At 63.7% G+C, this 17014-nt stretch carries 20 protein-coding genes; 9 read left to right on the top strand and 11 right to left on the bottom strand.

What is annotated here, in order from left to right:
- Nucleotides 1-5 precede the first annotated feature (5 nt).
- The gene (locus ACIGJE_RS22505; RefSeq protein WP_415080654.1) at nt 6-1061 is read left to right on the top strand and encodes a D-alanyl-D-alanine carboxypeptidase family protein; all 1056 of its coding nucleotides are present in this window, start codon (nt 6-8) and stop codon (nt 1059-1061) included.
- Between the two features lie 11 nt (nt 1062-1072).
- Here ACIGJE_RS22505 and ACIGJE_RS22500 read toward each other — a convergent pair whose 3' ends face one another.
- On the bottom strand, nt 1073-1402 hold the full coding sequence (locus tag ACIGJE_RS22500) for a hypothetical protein (RefSeq protein WP_415080656.1): 330 nt from the start codon (nt 1400-1402) through the stop codon (nt 1073-1075).
- A 109-nt stretch (nt 1403-1511) separates the two neighbouring features.
- Nucleotides 1512-2141, bottom strand: coding sequence for an SOS response-associated peptidase (locus ACIGJE_RS22495; RefSeq protein ID WP_415080658.1), 630 nt, complete (start codon nt 2139-2141; stop codon nt 1512-1514).
- Between ACIGJE_RS22495 and ACIGJE_RS22490 the strand changes: the two genes are divergently transcribed.
- From ACIGJE_RS22490 to ACIGJE_RS22470, 5 genes are all read left to right on the top strand, one after another.
- Nucleotides 2140-2625, top strand: a complete 486-nt coding sequence (locus ACIGJE_RS22490) for an NUDIX hydrolase (protein ID WP_415080660.1) — start codon at nt 2140-2142, stop codon at nt 2623-2625. The two genes, ACIGJE_RS22495 and ACIGJE_RS22490, sit on opposite strands and share 2 nt — an antisense overlap.
- Nucleotides 2622-3047, top strand: coding sequence for a TIGR02301 family protein (locus tag ACIGJE_RS22485; protein ID WP_311942275.1), 426 nt, complete (start codon nt 2622-2624; stop codon nt 3045-3047). Before ACIGJE_RS22490 ends, ACIGJE_RS22485 begins: the two co-directional genes overlap by 4 nt.
- Before the next feature lie 86 nt (nt 3048-3133).
- Nucleotides 3134-3394 (top strand): hypothetical protein, encoded by a 261-nt coding sequence (locus ACIGJE_RS22480; protein WP_068284643.1) that lies wholly within the window; start codon nt 3134-3136, stop codon nt 3392-3394.
- 109 nt (nt 3395-3503) lie between these two features.
- Nucleotides 3504-4142 (top strand): hypothetical protein, encoded by a 639-nt coding sequence (locus ACIGJE_RS22475; RefSeq protein WP_311942279.1) that lies wholly within the window; start codon nt 3504-3506, stop codon nt 4140-4142.
- Nucleotides 4143-4284: 142 nt separating this feature from the next.
- A complete protein-coding gene (locus ACIGJE_RS22470; RefSeq protein ID WP_415080663.1) occupies nt 4285-4731 on the top strand; it encodes a hypothetical protein in 447 nt (148 codons plus the stop codon).
- Between the two features lie 50 nt (nt 4732-4781).
- Here the strand turns inward: ACIGJE_RS22470 and ACIGJE_RS22465 are convergent, their stop codons facing one another.
- The 3 genes from ACIGJE_RS22465 to ACIGJE_RS22455 all read right to left on the bottom strand — a co-directional run bounded on the left by ACIGJE_RS22465 (nt 4782) and on the right by ACIGJE_RS22455 (nt 8481).
- Nucleotides 4782-5717, bottom strand: a complete 936-nt coding sequence (locus ACIGJE_RS22465) for a histone deacetylase family protein (protein WP_149251667.1) — start codon at nt 5715-5717, stop codon at nt 4782-4784.
- Between the two features lie 121 nt (nt 5718-5838).
- A complete protein-coding gene (locus tag ACIGJE_RS22460; protein WP_415080666.1) occupies nt 5839-6702 on the bottom strand; it encodes an SDR family oxidoreductase in 864 nt (287 codons plus the stop codon).
- 12 nt (nt 6703-6714) lie between these two features.
- A complete protein-coding gene (locus tag ACIGJE_RS22455; RefSeq protein WP_415080668.1) occupies nt 6715-8481 on the bottom strand; it encodes an acyl-CoA dehydrogenase family protein in 1767 nt (588 codons plus the stop codon).
- 107 nt (nt 8482-8588) lie between these two features.
- Between ACIGJE_RS22455 and ACIGJE_RS22450 the strand changes: the two genes are divergently transcribed.
- Together ACIGJE_RS22450 and ACIGJE_RS22445 are read left to right on the top strand one after the other, a co-directional pair.
- Nucleotides 8589-9560 carry an L-threonylcarbamoyladenylate synthase gene (locus tag ACIGJE_RS22450; protein WP_367623396.1) on the top strand — a complete coding sequence of 324 codons (972 nt, stop codon included), beginning with the start codon at nt 8589-8591 and terminating at the stop codon, nt 9558-9560.
- A 458-nt stretch (nt 9561-10018) separates the two neighbouring features.
- On the top strand, nt 10019-11209 hold the full coding sequence (locus ACIGJE_RS22445) for a sulfotransferase domain-containing protein (RefSeq protein ID WP_311942297.1): 1191 nt from the start codon (nt 10019-10021) through the stop codon (nt 11207-11209).
- Nucleotides 11210-11272: 63 nt separating this feature from the next.
- Here ACIGJE_RS22445 and ald read toward each other — a convergent pair whose 3' ends face one another.
- Nucleotides 11273-12391, bottom strand: a complete 1119-nt coding sequence (gene ald, locus ACIGJE_RS22440; RefSeq protein ID WP_483678734.1) for an alanine dehydrogenase — start codon at nt 12389-12391, stop codon at nt 11273-11275.
- A gap of 160 nt (nt 12392-12551) precedes the next feature.
- On the opposite strand from ald, the gene ACIGJE_RS22435 reads away from it, so the two are divergent.
- Nucleotides 12552-13025: an Lrp/AsnC family transcriptional regulator gene (locus tag ACIGJE_RS22435; protein ID WP_068284623.1), complete on the top strand. Its 474-nt coding sequence runs from the start codon at nt 12552-12554 to the stop codon at nt 13023-13025.
- A 15-nt stretch (nt 13026-13040) separates the two neighbouring features.
- Here ACIGJE_RS22435 and ribB read toward each other — a convergent pair whose 3' ends face one another.
- From ribB to ACIGJE_RS22410, 5 genes are all read right to left on the bottom strand, one after another.
- Entirely contained in the window at nt 13041-14336 is a 1296-nt protein-coding gene (ribB, locus tag ACIGJE_RS22430; RefSeq protein ID WP_483678733.1) for a 3,4-dihydroxy-2-butanone-4-phosphate synthase, read from the bottom strand.
- A gap of 80 nt (nt 14337-14416) precedes the next feature.
- Entirely contained in the window at nt 14417-14767 is a 351-nt protein-coding gene (locus ACIGJE_RS22425) for an anti-sigma factor family protein (RefSeq protein WP_311942303.1), read from the bottom strand.
- Nucleotides 14764-15210, bottom strand: a complete 447-nt coding sequence (locus tag ACIGJE_RS22420; RefSeq protein ID WP_311942305.1) for a sigma factor-like helix-turn-helix DNA-binding protein — start codon at nt 15208-15210, stop codon at nt 14764-14766. Before ACIGJE_RS22420 ends, ACIGJE_RS22425 begins: the two co-directional genes overlap by 4 nt.
- A gap of 145 nt (nt 15211-15355) precedes the next feature.
- Nucleotides 15356-16336 carry a nickel/cobalt transporter gene (locus ACIGJE_RS22415; RefSeq protein WP_367623394.1) on the bottom strand — a complete coding sequence of 327 codons (981 nt, stop codon included), beginning with the start codon at nt 16334-16336 and terminating at the stop codon, nt 15356-15358.
- Complete coding sequence (locus ACIGJE_RS22410; RefSeq protein ID WP_311942309.1) at nt 16333-16980, bottom strand: DUF1007 family protein; 648 nt, start codon at nt 16978-16980, stop codon at nt 16333-16335. The genes ACIGJE_RS22415 and ACIGJE_RS22410 overlap by 4 nt, the downstream gene beginning before the upstream one ends.
- Nucleotides 16981-17014 lie beyond the last annotated feature (34 nt).

The following is a 17014-nucleotide window of genomic DNA, read 5'->3' as shown; positions in this document are numbered from 1 at the left end:
ATAGAATGTTTTGGAAGAGTCTTGGATGCCTGGCGCTGGTTTTGGCGCTTCACGGCCCTGCGCGCGCGTCAGATGCGACGCCCATTCTCGTCGTCGATGTCGCGAATGATCAGGTGCTCCATGCCGAGGAGGCAGGGCGTCCCTGGTTTCCAGCCTCGACAACAAAGTTGATGACGGCCTTCGTCACCTTCGAGGCCATTCGCGCCGGGCGTGTGTCGCTGGAGACGCCGGTGGTGCTTTCCAAACATGCTGCGAGCCAGAAGTTCCTCGACTCGGGGCTGCATGTCGGCAGCACCATGACCATGGAGGACGCTCTTTTCGCCATGATTTCGGGCTCCACCAACGATGTCGCCATGGCCATCGCCGAAACGGTTGCCGGCTCGGAGGAGGCCTTCGTCAAGTCGATGAATGACGCCGCCAGGCGATTGGGAATGACAGGAAGCCGATTTGTGAACCCGAACGGATTGTTCGACCGCCGGCAGAAGTCGACGGCGCGCGACATGGCGCTGCTGGGCATCGCCATTGACAGGCAGTTCCCGCAATATCGTCGCTTCTTCGAGACATCGGCTGTCGTCATCGACGGAAAGACCGTGGAATCGCACAACGAGTTGCTGACCCGTTTTGACGGCGCCAGAGGCCTGAAGACGGGCTATCTCTGCGCGTCGGGCAACAATGTGGTCGCTCTCGCCGAAAGAGGCGGGAGGCAGGTCATGGTGGTCGTGATGGGCGCGACGACCGAGCGCGAACGCAACGAACGGGCGGCGATGTATCTGACCCAGGCGTTTACCGGCGAGCTTTCGCCCGACAACACCACGCTCTCCGCCCTTGCCAACGACACCAAGCGCAGCCCCCCGGACATGCGGGCAAAGCAATGCGGCGAGCAAACGCGGGACTATGAGCGAATGCGCGATGCAGCTTATCCCATGGGGCTGCCTGGGCAGACCAGCTATCTCGCGCAGGCCGAGGCCGCCAAGAAGGTACGCCAGATCACGACTTGGCTGACCCCCAGCCCCGCCAAGCCCGAAAAGACCTCGACCTCCGCCAAGCCGAAGCGCGGATGATGCGGCGAGGTTCAGTCCTCGCCGCCATCGGCAGGCCGCGTCACGCAGCCGCGCTGGCGGTGCACGCCGCTGCCGCTTGCGTCGGGAGCCTCGATGCTGGCGCCGACGCTGCGTGAGCAATAGGTCGACCCTCGCTCATCGGCGCTGTAGGTCGCGCTGCCAACCCCAACGCCTGCACTGCAGCTGGCGAGGGCTGCTGCGGCTGTAAGCGCGAGGGTTGCGGATAGAGCAAAGCGTGATTTTCTCGAATCGCTCTTTTTCTCTAACTTATTGTTTTGACGCGTTTTCTTAATCGAAAAGTCTATCAACTTTTCTGGAAAACGCTTTAGGGTCTTCATCATCGTCTTTCCTTCGGGAATCGAATCTCGTCGAACAGGAAAACGTCCTCTCTCACAAGATTTCGCTAAGAATTTGAACACGCGCCATATTCGGCTTCGGCATGGCGAGGGGTCAAAGACCGTGCCTCAGATCCGGTGCATCCGGCGCCAGTTCGAGCCTATCGGCGGCCGGCGGCCGCAGCAGGGCGGCTGCTTCTCCAGGCTTGGTCAGCGGATCGAGCCAGAAGGCCATGGCGTCGGCCTCGATCAGCACCGGGCTGCGGTCGCCGAGCGCCGCCAGCGTGCCGCTGGCATCGGTGGTGAGAAGGCCGACCGTGTCGATCTCGCTGCCGTCATGGCCCGACCAGGTCTCCCAGATGGCGGCCAGGGCCATGAGGCCGCCGCCGGGCCGGCGCAGCAAATAGGGCAGTTTCGTGCGCCCCTGCTTTTGCCATTGGTAGAAACCGTCCGCCGGTATCAGGCACCGCCGCCGCGCAAAGGCGTTGCGGAAGGAAGGCTTCTCCTGCACCGTCTCCGAGCGGATGTTGATCAGCAGCGGATAGCCGGCCGTGTCCTTGATGAAGGCCGGGATGAAGCCCCATCGCATGAGAGTGAAGTGCCGGGCCGAGAAGTCGGCATGCACGACGGCAACAGGCTGGCTCGGTGCGATATTGGTACGCGGCGGGAAATCCGGCTCCTCGACATAGCCGAACCAGTCCCGCACCTCTCGTGGCGAATGGGTGAGCGCAAAACGGCCGGTCATGACCTCGAAAGGGGTTGCGGGGCAGGGCGCCGCCGCCAATAGTGGCGCCATGACGGAAGCGCCGCGATCCTATCCCGCCAGACCGATTCTTGCAGCCAGCATCGCTCTCTTCCGCGACGGCAGGGTGTTGCTGGGCGAGCGGGCGCGAGCACCGGGACAGGGTTTGTTCTCGCTGCCGGGTGGTGTGGTGGAACTGGGTGAAAACCTGGAAGCGGCGGTAAGGCGGGAAGTCCATGAGGAGACCGGGCTGGAGATCGAGATCGCCGGCTTCGTCCGCCATCACGAGGTGATCGCCCGTGATGAAGCGGGGATCGTGCAACGTCATTTCGTGGTCGCGGTCTTCGTGGGGCGTTCGGAGCAGGGGGAGCCGCGGCTCAGCGAGGAAACCTTGAGCTTTCGCTGGGCCGATGCCGTCACCCTCGACGGCCTGCCGCTGACCGACGGACTGGCTGATATCGTTGCCGCTGCCAGGAGGATGCTGTGAGCGGCCGCCAGGTCCTGCCAGCCGCCTTGCTGGCATTCGGAACGATCGTGGCAGCGGCCTACGCTCAGACGCCGCCGCCCAAGCCGGTGCAGCCACCGCCGGCGCCAACGGCTCCGCAGATCGCCCCCTATGAGCCGCAATTGCTGCGGCTCGCCGAACTGATGGGAGCCTTGCACTACCTGCGCGGCCTGTGCGGCTTTGCGGATGCGCCGGCCTGGCGGGACAAGATGAACGCGCTGGCCGAGGCACAGGGCTTCGACGAGGCCGCCAAGGCACGCTTCGCCGGTGCCTTCAATCGCGGCTATCGCAGTTTCAGCGAGAGCTATCGCAGCTGCAACGAAGCTGCCGGGACGGTGATCCGTCTCTATCTCGATGAGAGCGGCAGCATCATCAAGGCACTGGAAGCGCGTTACGGCCGTTAACGATTAATTTGGAAGTGTCTATTCCTGGGACACCAGCATGCTATGGTCCGGTTCGCCCGCAGCCATCGCTGCGGCAGGATTTTGTCATGTATGATCGCGTTACCCATCTGAAACAGCAATTCGCCGCAGACGATGCCCGGCGGGCAGCGCTCGACTATCTGCTGCAGGCCTGGGAAGAGGCCATTCTTGATGGCATCGACGGCGATTGCGTGGCCAATGCGGCTCTTTTTGCGGCCTTCAAGGAATTGGTCGCGACCTATGGCGAGGAACCCGTCGCCCGCTTTGCCGAGCGCCTGCCCGAGCGGGTGCGCAATGGCGAGTTCACGGTCAAGGGAACCCATCAATAGAATGTGACGGACGGCAGGCGTCCGGGAAGGCTCGCATTCGGACGCGGCTGTGGCTAGGCTGGCGCCGAGCGAATACCGTGATTCGCCTGATCCCGGATTGATGCCGCCCATGCGCCTGATAACCCTTGCCGCTCTCGCAGCCACCCTGCTCGGCGCCGTGCCGTCGCAGGCGGCCAACGATACGACCAAGAATGCGCCGGGCTCGTCACCGCCCGTCAGCACTCAGACCCCCACGGTGACGGTCACCACGCCCGCAAATGACGACAGCGCAGCCTCCCAGGCCACGCCCCAGGTCTTCTATGGTGACGCCGACCTGCCGGCACCGGTGAGGGAACTGCGGCAGAAACTGCTGACGGCGATCAAGACGGGCGAACTTGAATCACTGCGCCCGATCTTTGCCGCCAATGGCGGCAATCCGGATCTGCCCGGTGGCGAGAGCGACGATCCGATCGCGACGCTGAAGCTTCTGGCCGGCGATCCGAAGGGCCGGGAGATCCTCGCCATCATGGACGACGTGCTCGAGGCGGGCTATGTCCATGTCGATGTCGGCACGCCGCAGGAGGCCTATGTCTGGCCCTATTTCGCGCGCTATCCCCTCAACAAGCTGACCGGCCCGCAGATGGTCGAGCTGTTTCGCCTGATCACGGCCGGCGATTTCCAGGACATGCAGGACAAGGGCGTCTATTCCTTCTACCGCCTCGGCATCAGCCCGCAGGGCAAGTGGCAGTTCTTCGAGGACGGGGATTGATATCCCCCACAACATCATGTTGCCGCCGGTAAGAAGAACGCGGATCGCAGCTTTTGCGACTGCAATCGCGGCGATGGCTGTGTGGGCACCGACGGCCCTTGCTGGTGCCGGCAATAGCTGCCACGGCAGGATACCAGACGAAGTGACGTTTCGCGTCAAACGCGACCCGGTCGATAAAGCCTACCCTTTCAGCCCTTATGTCCATCTGCAAAATCCGGACAAGAGCATTGCCGGCATGGAGGATGCGGAGCAGATCGTTCTGCCTTGCCGGAATATCATCGTGATCGCCGACTATCCGTTGCGCTCGGCATTCAGCTTTCCCTTAAAGTCGGCCGATGATGCAGGCTTTACGCGTGCCGAACTCGCAAGGCAGATCGGCGCCATCTACCGGCATATCTATGCCGAGGAAGAAAAGACGACGCGTCAACCGATCATTCCGCCGGATCAGCGCCAGGGACTGGCCAATCGCAACGGCACAGACGGTACTTACGGCATTTGGGGACACGATCTCGGCGATCTCGATCTCAGCGCGGTGACACCGGAGCTGCGCGATGGCGTCGTCTATGTTCGGCTGGAAATCGATTCGTAATCCCGTGTCGGTGGTAGGCCGCAGCGATTTCGTCAGATCGCCTACAAGGCTCAAGCCTGCATCAAGGTGGCGACATGCACGGCGCTGGAGCGGGCGAGGGCGGTCAGATCATAGCCGCCTTCGAGCACGGAGACGATGCGCCCGCCTGCGGTCCTGGCTGCGAGATCGATCAGCACCGAGGTCGCCCAGGCATAATCCTCCTCGACGAAATTGAGCCCGCCAAGCGGATCGCGCTCATGGGCATCGAAACCGGCTGAAATCAGGATGAGATCCGGCGCGAAGTCCTGCAGGCGCGGCAGGATTACGTTCTGCATGGCCTCGCGGAATTCGCTGCCGCCCTGGCCGGGCCTGAGCGGGGCATTGACGATGGTGCCGGCCTCGCCGGTTTCGCTGGGCGCGCCCGTGCCCGGATAGAGCGGCATCTGGTGGGTGGAGGCATAAAGCACGCTGGGGTCGTTCCAGAAGATCGCCTGGGTGCCGTTGCCGTGATGCACGTCGAAATCCACGATCGCCACTCGCTCGGCGTCATGCGCCTTCTGGGCGTGGCGGGCGGCGATGGCGACATTGTTGAAGAGACAAAAGCCCATTGCCCGTTGCGGCTCGGCATGATGGCCGGGCGGGCGCGAGGCGCTGAAGGCGTTCTTGGCCTTGCCGGTCATGACATGGTCGACCGCCAGCGTCGCACCGCCGGCGCCGCGCAGCGCTGCCTCGAAGCTGCCCGACGACATCGAGGTGTCGCCGTCGAGCTGCGCCAAGCCCTCATCGTCATGCGGGCTCAGGCGCTGCAAGGTTTCGACATAGGCGCGCGGATGGCAGGCCTCGATCATGTCGATCGAGGCCTCCGGCGCCTGGACGCGCTCCAGCCCGTCAAACAGGGGAGTAGCCAGCACGGCTTCCACCGCCAGGATGCGGTCGACCCGCTCGGGATGCCCTCGCGGCGTCTCGTGGCGGGCATAGGCCGGGTGCGTGACCAACAGCGTCGTCATGCCGGATATCTCCCTGCGACCTATGGCGTCTTGCGATGTGCCGACATCGGCAAGAACCACAAGGACGCGTCGAAATGAAGGACTAGAGCAAACAGGCGTTTCCGTCTAAACGCGCTTTGCTCTAGTGCATGGCCTCCCCGATTACCACGCCGGGGGGCGGTACGGAATCGTCGGGCACGAAGAAGTCGGGCGCCAGGGTTTCGCCCGGGACCGCGCGATAGGCTTCGAAATCGGTGACGCCCTCGCCATGGAGAAAAGTGTCGTCGATCAGGAAGTTGCCGGTGAAGCTGACCGGCTTGTGGAAGATGCGATAGGCGGCGTCAGCCAGGATGTCTGGCTTGCGCGAGCGGCGCATCAGGGCGTCGCCGCCGAGGATGTTCTTGATCGCGGCAGTGGCGATGGTGGTGCGGGGCCACAAGGCGTTGACGCCGATACGCCCGCGCGTCTCGCCGGCAAGGCCGAGCACCACCAGGCTCATGCCGTATTTGGCGATGGAATAGGCGGTATGGGGCGCGAACCACTTCTCCTTCATGTCGAGAGGCGGTGACAGCATCAGGATATGCGGCTGCTCGGCCTTTTCGATATAGGGCAGGGCGGTCTTCGAGACCAGGAAGGTGCCCCGCGCGTTGATCTGGTTCATCAGATCGTAGCGCTTCATGTCGGTATCGGCGGCCTTGGTCATCTGGATGGCCGAGGCGTTGTTGACCACGATGTCGATGCCGCCGAACTGCGCCGCCGTCTTGGCGAAGGCGTCCTTGACACTGTCCTCGTCACGCACGTCCACCACCAGCGGCAGGGCCTTGCCGCCCGCCTTTTCGATCTCTTCGGCGGCCGTATAGATGGTGCCTTCGAGCTTGGGGTGGGGGGTTTCGGTCTTGGCCGCAATGGCGATGTTGGCGCCATCCCTGGCTGCCTTCAAGGCGATGGCGAGCCCGATGCCACGCGAGGCGCCAGTGATGAACAGGGTTTTGTTGGCAAGCGACATTCAGGAGTCCTGTCAGAGAACGGTTTCGAGTCCGGCGGCAACGTAGCCGCTAACCGCGCTTTCTGCGAGCCCCTCGGCCTGCGGCGAAATCTGCGTGGCATAGAAATGTGCGGTGTCGATGCGCAGGCGGTTGGCGGGCTCGTGGGGATCGATGGCGGCGGCGGCCAGCGCTTCCTTCACCATCACGGCGCCGCCGGCGGCGATGGCGAAGACGCGCAGATAGGGCGTGGCGCCGGCCAGGACGTCTTCGGGCTGCTCGCGGGGCGCCAGCATATAGGCCGTGGCGCGCTCCAGGGCATCGACGGAGCGCCCTAACGAGGGCGCGAGCGCGGCGAAGCGCTCGCTGGCCGCGACGGCCGCGACGGTTTCCCGTAGTTCGGCGATGAACGCCCTGACAACGTCCCCGCCTTCGAGCGGTAGCTTGCGGGTGACGAGGTCGATCGCCTGGATGCCGTTGGTGCCCTCATAGATCGCGGCGATGCGGGCATCGCGGAAATGCTGGGCGGCGCCGGTTTCCTCAATATAACCCATGCCGCCATGGATCTGGACGCCGAGCGAGGCGACTTCGTTGCCGATATCGGTGGAGAAAGCCTTGGCCACAGGGGTGAGCAGGGCCGCGCGGTTGGCAGCTTGTCTACGCCTGTCGACATCGGTCTCGTGATGGGAGCGATCGATTGCCGCGGCAAGCAGGTAGGAGATGCCGCGGGCTGCCACGGTCTTCGCCCGCATCTCCAGCAGCATGCGCCTTATATCGGGATGTTCGATGATCGGGCTCATGCCGCCATTCTGCCAGAGCGGGCTCTTGCCCTGGCGGCGCTCGCGCGCATAGGCGAGCGCCTGCTGATAGGCCCGCTCGGCAATGGCGACCCCCTGCAGACCGACGGCGAGGCGGGCATTGTTCATCATGGTGAACATGCAGGCCAGGCCCTTATGCTCCTCGCCGACCAGATAGCCGATGGCGCCGCCCTCGTCGCCGAACACCATCATGCAGGTCGGTGAGCCATGGATGCCGAGCTTGTGCTCGAGGCCGGAGCAGAAGGCATCGTTGCGCCGGCCCGGATTGCCCTCGGCATCGGGCAGATATTTCGGCACCAGGAACAGCGAGATGCCGCGCGTGCCCGCCGGCGCGTCGGGAAGGCGGGCAAGTACCAGATGCACGATGTTGGGCGTCAGGTCGTGGTCGCCATAGGTGATGAAGATCTTCTGCCCGAAGATGCGGTAGCTGCCGTCGTCCCGCCGTTCGGCTCGGCTGCGCAAGGCGGCGAGGTCGGAGCCGGCCTGCGGCTCGGTCAGGTTCATCGTGCCCGTCCACTCGCCGCTGACCAGCTTGGCGAGATAGGTCTCGCGCAGATCCGGCGTGGCATGGGCGACGAGCGCCTCGACCGCGCCCATGGTGAGCACAGGCCCGATGCCGAAGGCCATCGAGGCCGAGTTCCACATTTCCAGGCAGGCGGCATTGAGCAGCAGGGGCAGGCCCTGGCCCCCGAATTCGACCGGCCCCGCCAGGCCGTTCCAGCCGCCGCCGCTCCAGTCGGCATAGGCCTCGCGCCAACCGGGAGCGGTCACCACGCCCTGCTGCTCGAGCCGGGCGCCGACCCGGTCGCCCTCGCGATTGAGCGGAGCAATGCGATCGGTCGCGAAATGGCCGGCTTCCTCCAGGATGGTGTCGACGAGATCCGGCGTTGCCTCGGGGAACAGCCCCTCGCTCTGCAGCGCATCGACATCAGCGACGTGACGAAGCGAGAAGGCAATGTCGGCGACAGGCGCTTGATAGGTCATTGTTGGTTCTTGAACTCCATTGCGCGCCTTCGACCTTGACGGAATGCGTGGCTACGGGCAATGGCGCATCACGCATCGATCAACAAAAGAGCGGACGGCGAGCCCGGATGACACATCGAAACACTCTGCATCTCGGGGCGGACCCATCTTCCCTGGCGACGGCGGGACGCATCCTGGTGGAGGGGGGGCTGGTCTCCTTTCCCACCGAAACGGTCTATGGCCTGGGCGCCGATGCCACCAATGGCCGGGCGGTCGCAGGCATCTACGAGGCCAAGGGCCGTCCGCGCTTCAATCCGTTGATCGCCCATCTCGCTTCTTTCGAGCTCGCCCGTGGCCAGGGCGTCTTCTCGCCGGCGGCCGAGCGCCTGGCGCTGGCGTTCTGGCCGGGACCATTGACTCTGGTGGTGCCGAAGGCGCCGAGCTGCACGGTCAGCGAGATCGCGACCGCTGGGCTCGACAGCGTCGCTTTGCGCGTGCCCGACCACCCCGTGGCCCATGCCGTGCTCGAGGCGGTCGGCCGCCCCGTCGCCGCACCCTCGGCCAATCGCTCCGGCCATGTCAGCGCCACCACGGCCGCCCATGTCGCGGCCGATCTCGATGGCCGCATCGATGCCATCGTGGATGGCGGCGCCACCCAGGTCGGTGTCGAATCGACCATCCTGTCGTGCCTCGGCGATCGCGTGGCGATGCTGCGTCCCGGCGGCCTGTCGCGGGACATGATCGAGGACGTGCTCGGCTTTGCGCTCGCCGAGGGGCCGGAGGGCGCCGGCGACGAGCCGGTGGCGCCTGGCATGCTGGCGTCCCACTATGCGCCTCGGGCCCATGTCAGGCTCGATGCCGAGGAAGCCGGACCGGACGAGGCTTGGCTCGGCTTTGGCCCGGGTGGGGATGGGCGGGCTCGCATCGCTGCCAATCTCAGTCCTAGCGGCGATCTGACCGAGGCCGCCGCCAATCTGTTCGGCATGCTGCGCCTGCTCGACCGGGCCGACATTCATGCCATAGCCGTCGCTCCCATTCCCGGCGACGGACTGGGAGAAGCCATACGCGACAGGCTCGCTCGCGCTGCCGCCGAACGATAGGGCAACTGGCCGGCGACTCGCCCGGCTGAACGGGTGGTGCTGACGTCACCGGGATGAAGGTGTCGTGACACCGTGTCATGTCGCCGATTAAGTGGCTCCGTCCTTCGCGGTCTTGCTTCCTGGTCGCCGCAGGTGAAGGGTGCAGTCCTCGAGGAATAAATTTTTGTTGATCGGATAAGTGCGGGTTAGGCAGTTGGTGTCAGGCGCCGACAGCGAATTCAGCATATCCCCACATCTTGGTTCGACCTTCGTGGCTTTTGGCCCGACGTGATCCATCCGAGTTCATTTTTGTAATGATTCCAGAATGATAGATATTGCGGTTTTGTCGGGGGCGGTCAGTAAGACGCGTAACCGTTGAATGGTTTGCCAAGCCTGGAACTTTGGACGAGAGCCGGCGTTCTCTTATCGCCCGTCTGCCGAATGCTGGCCTCAGTGGAAAAACAGAGACTAACCGTAGGTTGAACCAGCCGGGAAAGTATGTTTCCTGTGGTATGACGCTGGGTAGTTGCTGGGGGGCGCTGAGTAGCAAAGACAATTACCCGATCATGGAGATCAATTGTTCGAGCGAAGGAGACGCGATGTCGCACCATGTTCTTGTGGCCTGCATGCCGAAATCGGCTTCGACATTCATAAGCAGTGCCATAGCAAACGCGGTGAACCTTAATTCAATCAATTTGATTCCAAGTTACGGACGCCGCGAGCAGGAACTTTGTGAAATCTGCCTGGCCCAAAACGCCAAGCTCGACTATGTCGCGCAGCACCATATCAAGCATAGCACCTGGACCGAGGAGCTGTGCAGCGACTACGATGTCTCCATCATCGTCCTGATCCGCAGCCTTTTCGATGTCGTAGTCAGCATCCGGGACCATGTGCATCGCGAGAGCCCGGTCAATCCCTTCTTCTATCTCGACAAGCAGCATTTGAGCCGGGACCGAGCCGAGCTCGAGCACATGATCGCCATGCTGGCGATGCCCTGGTATATCAATTTCTACATGGGGTGGCGCAGCTCGAAGGCCGCGCGGATCTTCATGTATGAGGATTTCATTGCCGATCCGGACAAGGCGATAGGCGAGATGCTGACGTTTGCCGGTATCCCGGCAACTACGGCGCAAATTGCCGCCGGCCTGGAGGCTGCGAAATCCAAGGGCAGCCGCATCAATGTCGGCAAGGCCGGTCGCGGCATGGACCTCAAGCCGGAGACGGTCATGATGATCATGGACATGATGGCGGCCTATCCTGAAATTCAGGATGACCCCTATGTCCAGATGATGAAGACACAGGCTGCGCGTATCCTTGCCGCGGGGACCGACCAGGTTGCCGCGCCGTCGCCGCTTCCGGCTGCCGCCGGGGCGACACTCCGTCCTTCCTTTGCGATGCGGGCGAGGCGCTATTTCAGGCGCAAGATGAGGCTGCTGGGCAAAAGACGAAACCCGCTCATAGCGGCGGGATTGCTGGCCATCGCCGGTCTTTATTACGCTTTCCTGTACAATCTGATTCCGAATTCGCTGATGGGCGGGCGCATCGATGATCTCATCGTGCCGGCCGCCTGTGTTTTCGTCGCTGCCAAGCTCTTGACGAGGACCAAGGTCAGGCCGGTTCCGGTGCCATTCAGGGCAACCGATGCTGCAGCCTCGGTGTCATCGCACTGATCTTGGCCCGGGAAGGTCGCGCCCGGGGGGCATCCCTGCCGATGCCCCCGGTCGCCGTCACGGTCAGGCCTGCAGAAGGCTTTCTGCGCTGACATAAGCCAGATTATGCGCTTCCGCGACCGGGTGGCAGGTGATCTTGCCATCCACGACGTTGAGGCCGTTGCGCAGATGCGCGTCGTCGCGCAGCGCCTGCTTCCAGCCCTTGTCCGCCAACGCCACTGCGAAGGGCAGGGTGACGTTGTTGAGCGCGAAGGTCGAGGTGCGCGCCACCGCGCCCGGCATATTGGCGACGCAGTAATGCACTACGCCATCCACCACATAGGTCGGGTTTGAATGGGTGGTTGCCTTCGAGGTCTCGATGCAGCCACCCTGGTCGATCGCCACGTCGACGATCACTGCGCCAGGCTTCATGCTGCGCACCATGTCGCGGCTGACGAGCTTGGGAGCCGCCGCGCCGGGAACCAGTACCGTGCCGATCAGGAGGTCCGCCCGCTTCACCAGTTCCTCGATGGCCGAGCGGGTCGAGAACACGGTGGAGATCGACGTGCCGAACTGGGCGGCAAGCCGCTTGAGAGCCTCGGCCGAGCGGTCGACCACGGTGACTTTCGCCCCCATGCCGACGGCAATCGTCGCCGCATGCGTGCCCGAGACGCCGCCGCCGAGAATGACGACCTCGGCTGCCGGAACGCCGGGAACACCGCCCAGCAGGATGCCGCGCCCGCCCTGAGCTTTCTCCAGGCTGTGGGCGCCGACCTGCGGCGCCAGGCGACCGGCGACTTCCGACATCGGCGTCAGCAGGGGCAGGGCGCCGGTGGCCGAGGTCACGGTCTCATAGGCAATGCAGACGGCGCCGGAGGCGACGAGGTCATGCGTCTGTTCGGCATCGGGAGCCAGGTGGAGATAGGTGAACAGGATCTGGTCCTGGCGCAGCTTCCGGCGCTCGACCGCCAGCGGTTCCTTCACCTTGACGATCATCTCCGCCTTGGCGAAGAGGATGTCGGGGTTGTCGACGATCTCGGCACCCGCGCCGATATAATCGGCATCCGAGAGGCCGGCGCCGACGCCGGCATTGGTTTCCACCCAGACCTTGTGGCCGTGATGCACCAGTTCCGCAACGGAAGATGGGATCAGGCCGACGCGAAATTCATTGTCCTTGATTTCCTTGGGGACGCCGATCAGCATTGTTTTCGCCTTGTATGGTGATGAAGCCAGCCCTTGTCGTCGGGCTTTAGGCTAGAAAGGCATGTTGGCGCGGAAATCGCGCAATTTCTCGCGGAAAAGTCTGGTGTTCAGGGCGTTCTGTCGCATAGTATGCGACAAATTGATCAAATGATCGCTGTTTATGCCAAGATCCGAGATCTCGCTCGATATCCGCGACCGTGCCATTCTCAGGCTGTTGCAAGCCGATGGGCGCCTGACCAATGTCGACTTGGCAGAGAAGGTCAATTTGTCGCCCTCCGCCTGCTTGAGAAGGGTCAAGCTTCTTGAAGAGCGCGGACTGATCTCGCGCTATGTCATGCTGCTCGATGAGAAGGAAGCTGGCCTGCCGGGGGTGGCCTTCGTGCTCGTCACGCTGGACCAGCAGGGACGCGGTGCGCTCGATGCCTTCGAGGCGGCGATCCAGCGCCATCCCGAAGTGACGGAATGCTGCCTCTTGGCCGGTGCCGCCGACTATATGGTGCGGGTCGCCTATGCCGATGCCGCTGATTTCGAGCGCATCCACACCGAGATCCTGACCCAGCTTCCCGGTGTGGTCCGCGTGCAATCGACACTGGCTTTGCGCAGCGTCAAGAAGACGACTGCGCTGCCGGTGTGAAGAGAGGGGCGGTCTTCAGACCGTCTCCGTGCCCTTGATCTCGATGCCGAAGCCCGAGAGGCCGATATAGGTGCGCGGCTTGGTCGAGAGCAGCTTGATCGACGAGACATCGAGGTCGCGCAGGATCTGGGCGCCGAGCCCGACCTCGCGCCACTGCTCGTTGCGCGCGGCTTCCGAGCCGTGGTCCGAGCCGTGCGTCACCATGGGGACGCCCGCAGTACCGTCGCGCAGATAGACGATCACGCCCCGGCCTGCTTCCTTGAACTTGGTGAGGGAGCTGCCGAGCGTCTTGGCGCCGCCGAACACATCCGTCACCACGTCGGCGCGGTGCAGGCGGGTCGGTACGTTCTCGCCGTCACCGATCTTGCCATAGACGAAAGCGAGTTGCTGCACCTCGTCATAGGGCGTGGTGTAGGCGTAGGCGGTGAGCGGTCCGATCTCGCTTTCCACGGTGAAGGTCGCCACCCGCTCGACCAGCTTTTCGCGGGCCTGGCGGAAGGCGATGAGATCGGCGATCGAGACCACATGCAGGCCATGGGTTTCGGCGAAGGCCGCGACTTCGGGGCCACGCTTGACGGTGCCGTCATCATTGGCGAGTTCGCAGATCGCGGCGACCTGGGGCAGGCCGGCGAGCTTGCACAGGTCGGTGGCTGCTTCGGTGTGGCCGGAGCGCATCAGCACGCCGCCTTCCTTGGAGATCAGCGGGAAGATGTGGCCGGGGCGCACGAAATCCGTGGCGCCCATATTGGGATTGGCGAGCGCCCGCACCGTGTTGGCGCGCTGTTCGGCCGAGATGCCGGTGGTCAGGCCGTGCTTGACGTCGACAGTGACGGTGAAGGCCGTGCCGAGCGGGGCATCGTTCTGCGACACCATGGGATCGAGGCGCAGGCGCTTGGCCTCTTCCAGCGTCAAGGGGGCGCAGACGATGCCGCAGCAATGGCGGATGATGAAGGCCATCTTCTCGGTGGTGAGATGACTCGCGGCGATGATCAGGTCGCCTTCGTTCTCGCGGTCGTCGTCGTCGACCACCACCACGATCTCGCCACGGGCAAAGGCCTCGATGGCGGCCTGAATCTTCTGATGGGACACGACAGTCTCCTTGAGGGTGTCTCGAACCGGGGCAAGGCCCAGAAAATCATTGGGAGTGACGCTGCCACCGGTTGCTTCGGCAATGCGCGCGGCGGTCTCGCGGGAAATCCACGCCGTCTCGTCATTGCACAGGGCGGTGATGCTCGCAGGCGACAGCGCCACCGTCTTGGCGAAGGCACTGCGGGGGGTGGCGGTCTGTTTGAGCCAGGCGTCGAGTTTCATGGTGCCAAGGTAGGCACGAAGAATTTTAATTTCAACCGAAATGTGGAATGAATTTCAGTATTACTGAAAAATCAATATTATCAGATCCCGATCAAGGCCCGCAAGGTCGGCGTGGCGAGGTCGAGAGCCAGGCCGACGGCGACTCCGGCTGCGAAAATGCCGACATAGGTCCAAAGCGTGCTGTCACGATGCCAGGCAACCGGCTTGTCGTGACGCAGTTTCAGCATCATCGAAAGGGGCAGGGGCTCCCGCACGATGGGGGCGAGGGCGGCATGCAAGGCTTCGCTCTGGCGCTGCCAGGTGGCGGCACGCTCGCTGCCCTGGGGATCGGTTTCCAGCGCTTCGCGCGTTTCGCGCTCGACCCGCGCGGAGAGCCGGCCATCGACCAGGGCGTTGAAGATCCGGTCGGGAATGCGGGTCGGTTCGGTCATTTCACGATCCGCAGCACGGCATGGCGCTGGCCGTCCACCTGGCGCGAAAAGGCCTCGCGAGCCCGGGTGAGGCGGGCGATGAAGGCTTCTTCGCGCACCGCCAGCACGGCCGCCGCCGTCTCATAATCCAGGCCTTCGATGATGATCAGCGCCAGGACCTCGCGATCGGTCAGGGGCAGGCGGTCGAAGGCGCGCAGGATGTCGGGATGGCTGGAGCAGCCAGCCTTCATCGGCGGCCGCTGTGCCTTGAGCTGGTTTTCCCGGTCGTCGAGGTCGCGGCGGCGGGCGATCAGCGCCGTGAGCAGGCGGGGATAGTCGAGACGCTTGCCTTCATGCGCGGACAGGATCTCCAGGACCAGCGCATCCGCCCCATCGGAATCATGGCTGAGCGCCCGGGCAAAGCGCCTCAGGCGCTGGACGACGGCTTCTATCTGCTGGCCCATCGGTCGATCCTCCGGCCGCCCCCCGGCTGGCCGCTTCTCCCTGCGGATTGAGCCGGAAATTCGCGCTGGGCGCGCCTCTCGGCACGCCTTGCCGCATCATACTGCGCAGCTTTTTGGGGGCCAAGCATTTTGGCGATGACGGAGCCTATGCAGAGGGTAAATTTATCACGCCGGCCAGCAGGATGAGCCCGAGCGCAAAGACCATGAAGGCAAGGCCCATTTCGAGCGTGCGCACCGTGACGGCGGCGGCAAAGCTCTGCGGGGCGGCAAGGCGCACGGCCAGGCTCTTGGCCATCACCGCGACGGTGGCGATGACGGCGATGGTGAGGGCGGTACCCAGGCCCATGGCGAAGGTCGCGATGATGCCCGAGCCGTAGATTCCCTGCCGCCAGGCGAACACCAGCACGATGATGGCACCCGTGCAGGGCCTGAGGCCGGCGGCCAGGATGGCTCGCATATTGTTGCGCTTGGCGGTGTCGCTGTCGGTCGGCAAGGCGAGATGCCCGCAATTGGCGTCATGGACGTGGATGCTGGCGCCGGGCAGGCCGAAACGAGCGGCGATCAGTCCCCAGAGCGCGCGACCCTTGCGCCAGAACAGCCAGGCGCCGACCGCCATCACCATGAAGTTGGAGAGACGCTCCAGCATCAGGGTGGAGGCATCCATGGTCTGGGCGGTAACGTTGAGGATGGCGGCCAGCACCGACACCATGGCGATGGCGGACAGCGCTTGCACCAGGGCGAAGGCGCCGGACAGCGCGATGCCACGCTTCACCGCCTCGTCATTGGCGAACAGATAGGAGGAAATCACCGCCTTGCCATGGCCGGGGCCGGCCGCGTGGAAGACGCCATAGCCGAAACTGAGGGTGATCAGCGCCAGGCTGGCCGTGCCGTTCTGCTTGGATTCCTTCAAGGCATCGACGAGCAATTGGTAGTAGCGCGCCGTCTCGGTGAGGATCCAGGCCAGGAAGGGACTGGCGGGACCGGTGATCGATTGTTCGGGCCGGCTGATACCAAAGGGCGTGCTTTTCTGGGCCAGCGCTTCGCCGGCCATCAGCATAAGCAGGACCAGGACGGCTGGTGCCGCCTGCGCGACCCGCTTGGCAAAACGGCCTGTCCCCGCAATCACGGGCAGTTCACCTGGATGTTGTTGGCGAATTTGGCACCGAAATCCTTGTTCTGGTCCAGTGCGCTGAAATAGGCCTCGTCGAGCTGCAGGGCGGCGGCCTTCTGGTCCTCGCTCGGCGGCTTGGGCCTGATGACGTTGAGTGCGCAACCCTGTGGGGAACCGTCGAGTTTGGCAGGGGTCTCGTCATCAAGGGTGAACGCGACATAATAGGTCGGGTCGTAGATCTGGATTGCCAAGGCCTTCTGCCCCTGTGTCTGCGGGGAGGACAGGGGCAGGAAGAAATGCAGGGTCAGGACGCCGTTGGTAAAGTCGAGATAAGGATCGACCGGATCCTTGAACAAAAGCTCCTTGCCGCCGAGCTTGGCAAAGGTGAAGTAGCCGAAATCCTTGAGGTTCTCGACATTGGTCTGGGCCAGAGGAGCGAGAGCCTCGCGGGTGTAGCCACCATTCGCGCTCTGCTGCAGCCCCTGCGTGGCATAAGAAGAAAAGGCCTCGTCGAAGGTCCAGTGCTGCTTGACGCCGGTTACTCGCCCCTTGTCGTCGTAGACGATCTCGCTGGCCGAATTGACGAAGACATGCGGATGGGCCGCAGCCCGTCCAATGAGACAACCGAGCAGCACGGTGGCGAGAAGAAGCGAACGCATGAACGATCCGGTTTGCAGAGGGCGGGAGCTGTAG

It is taken from the genome of Labrys sp. E2SS-1L, assembly GCF_057073705.1.
The sequence above is the reverse complement of the archived record's forward strand: the minus strand, read 5'-3'. Positions and strand labels throughout refer to the sequence as shown.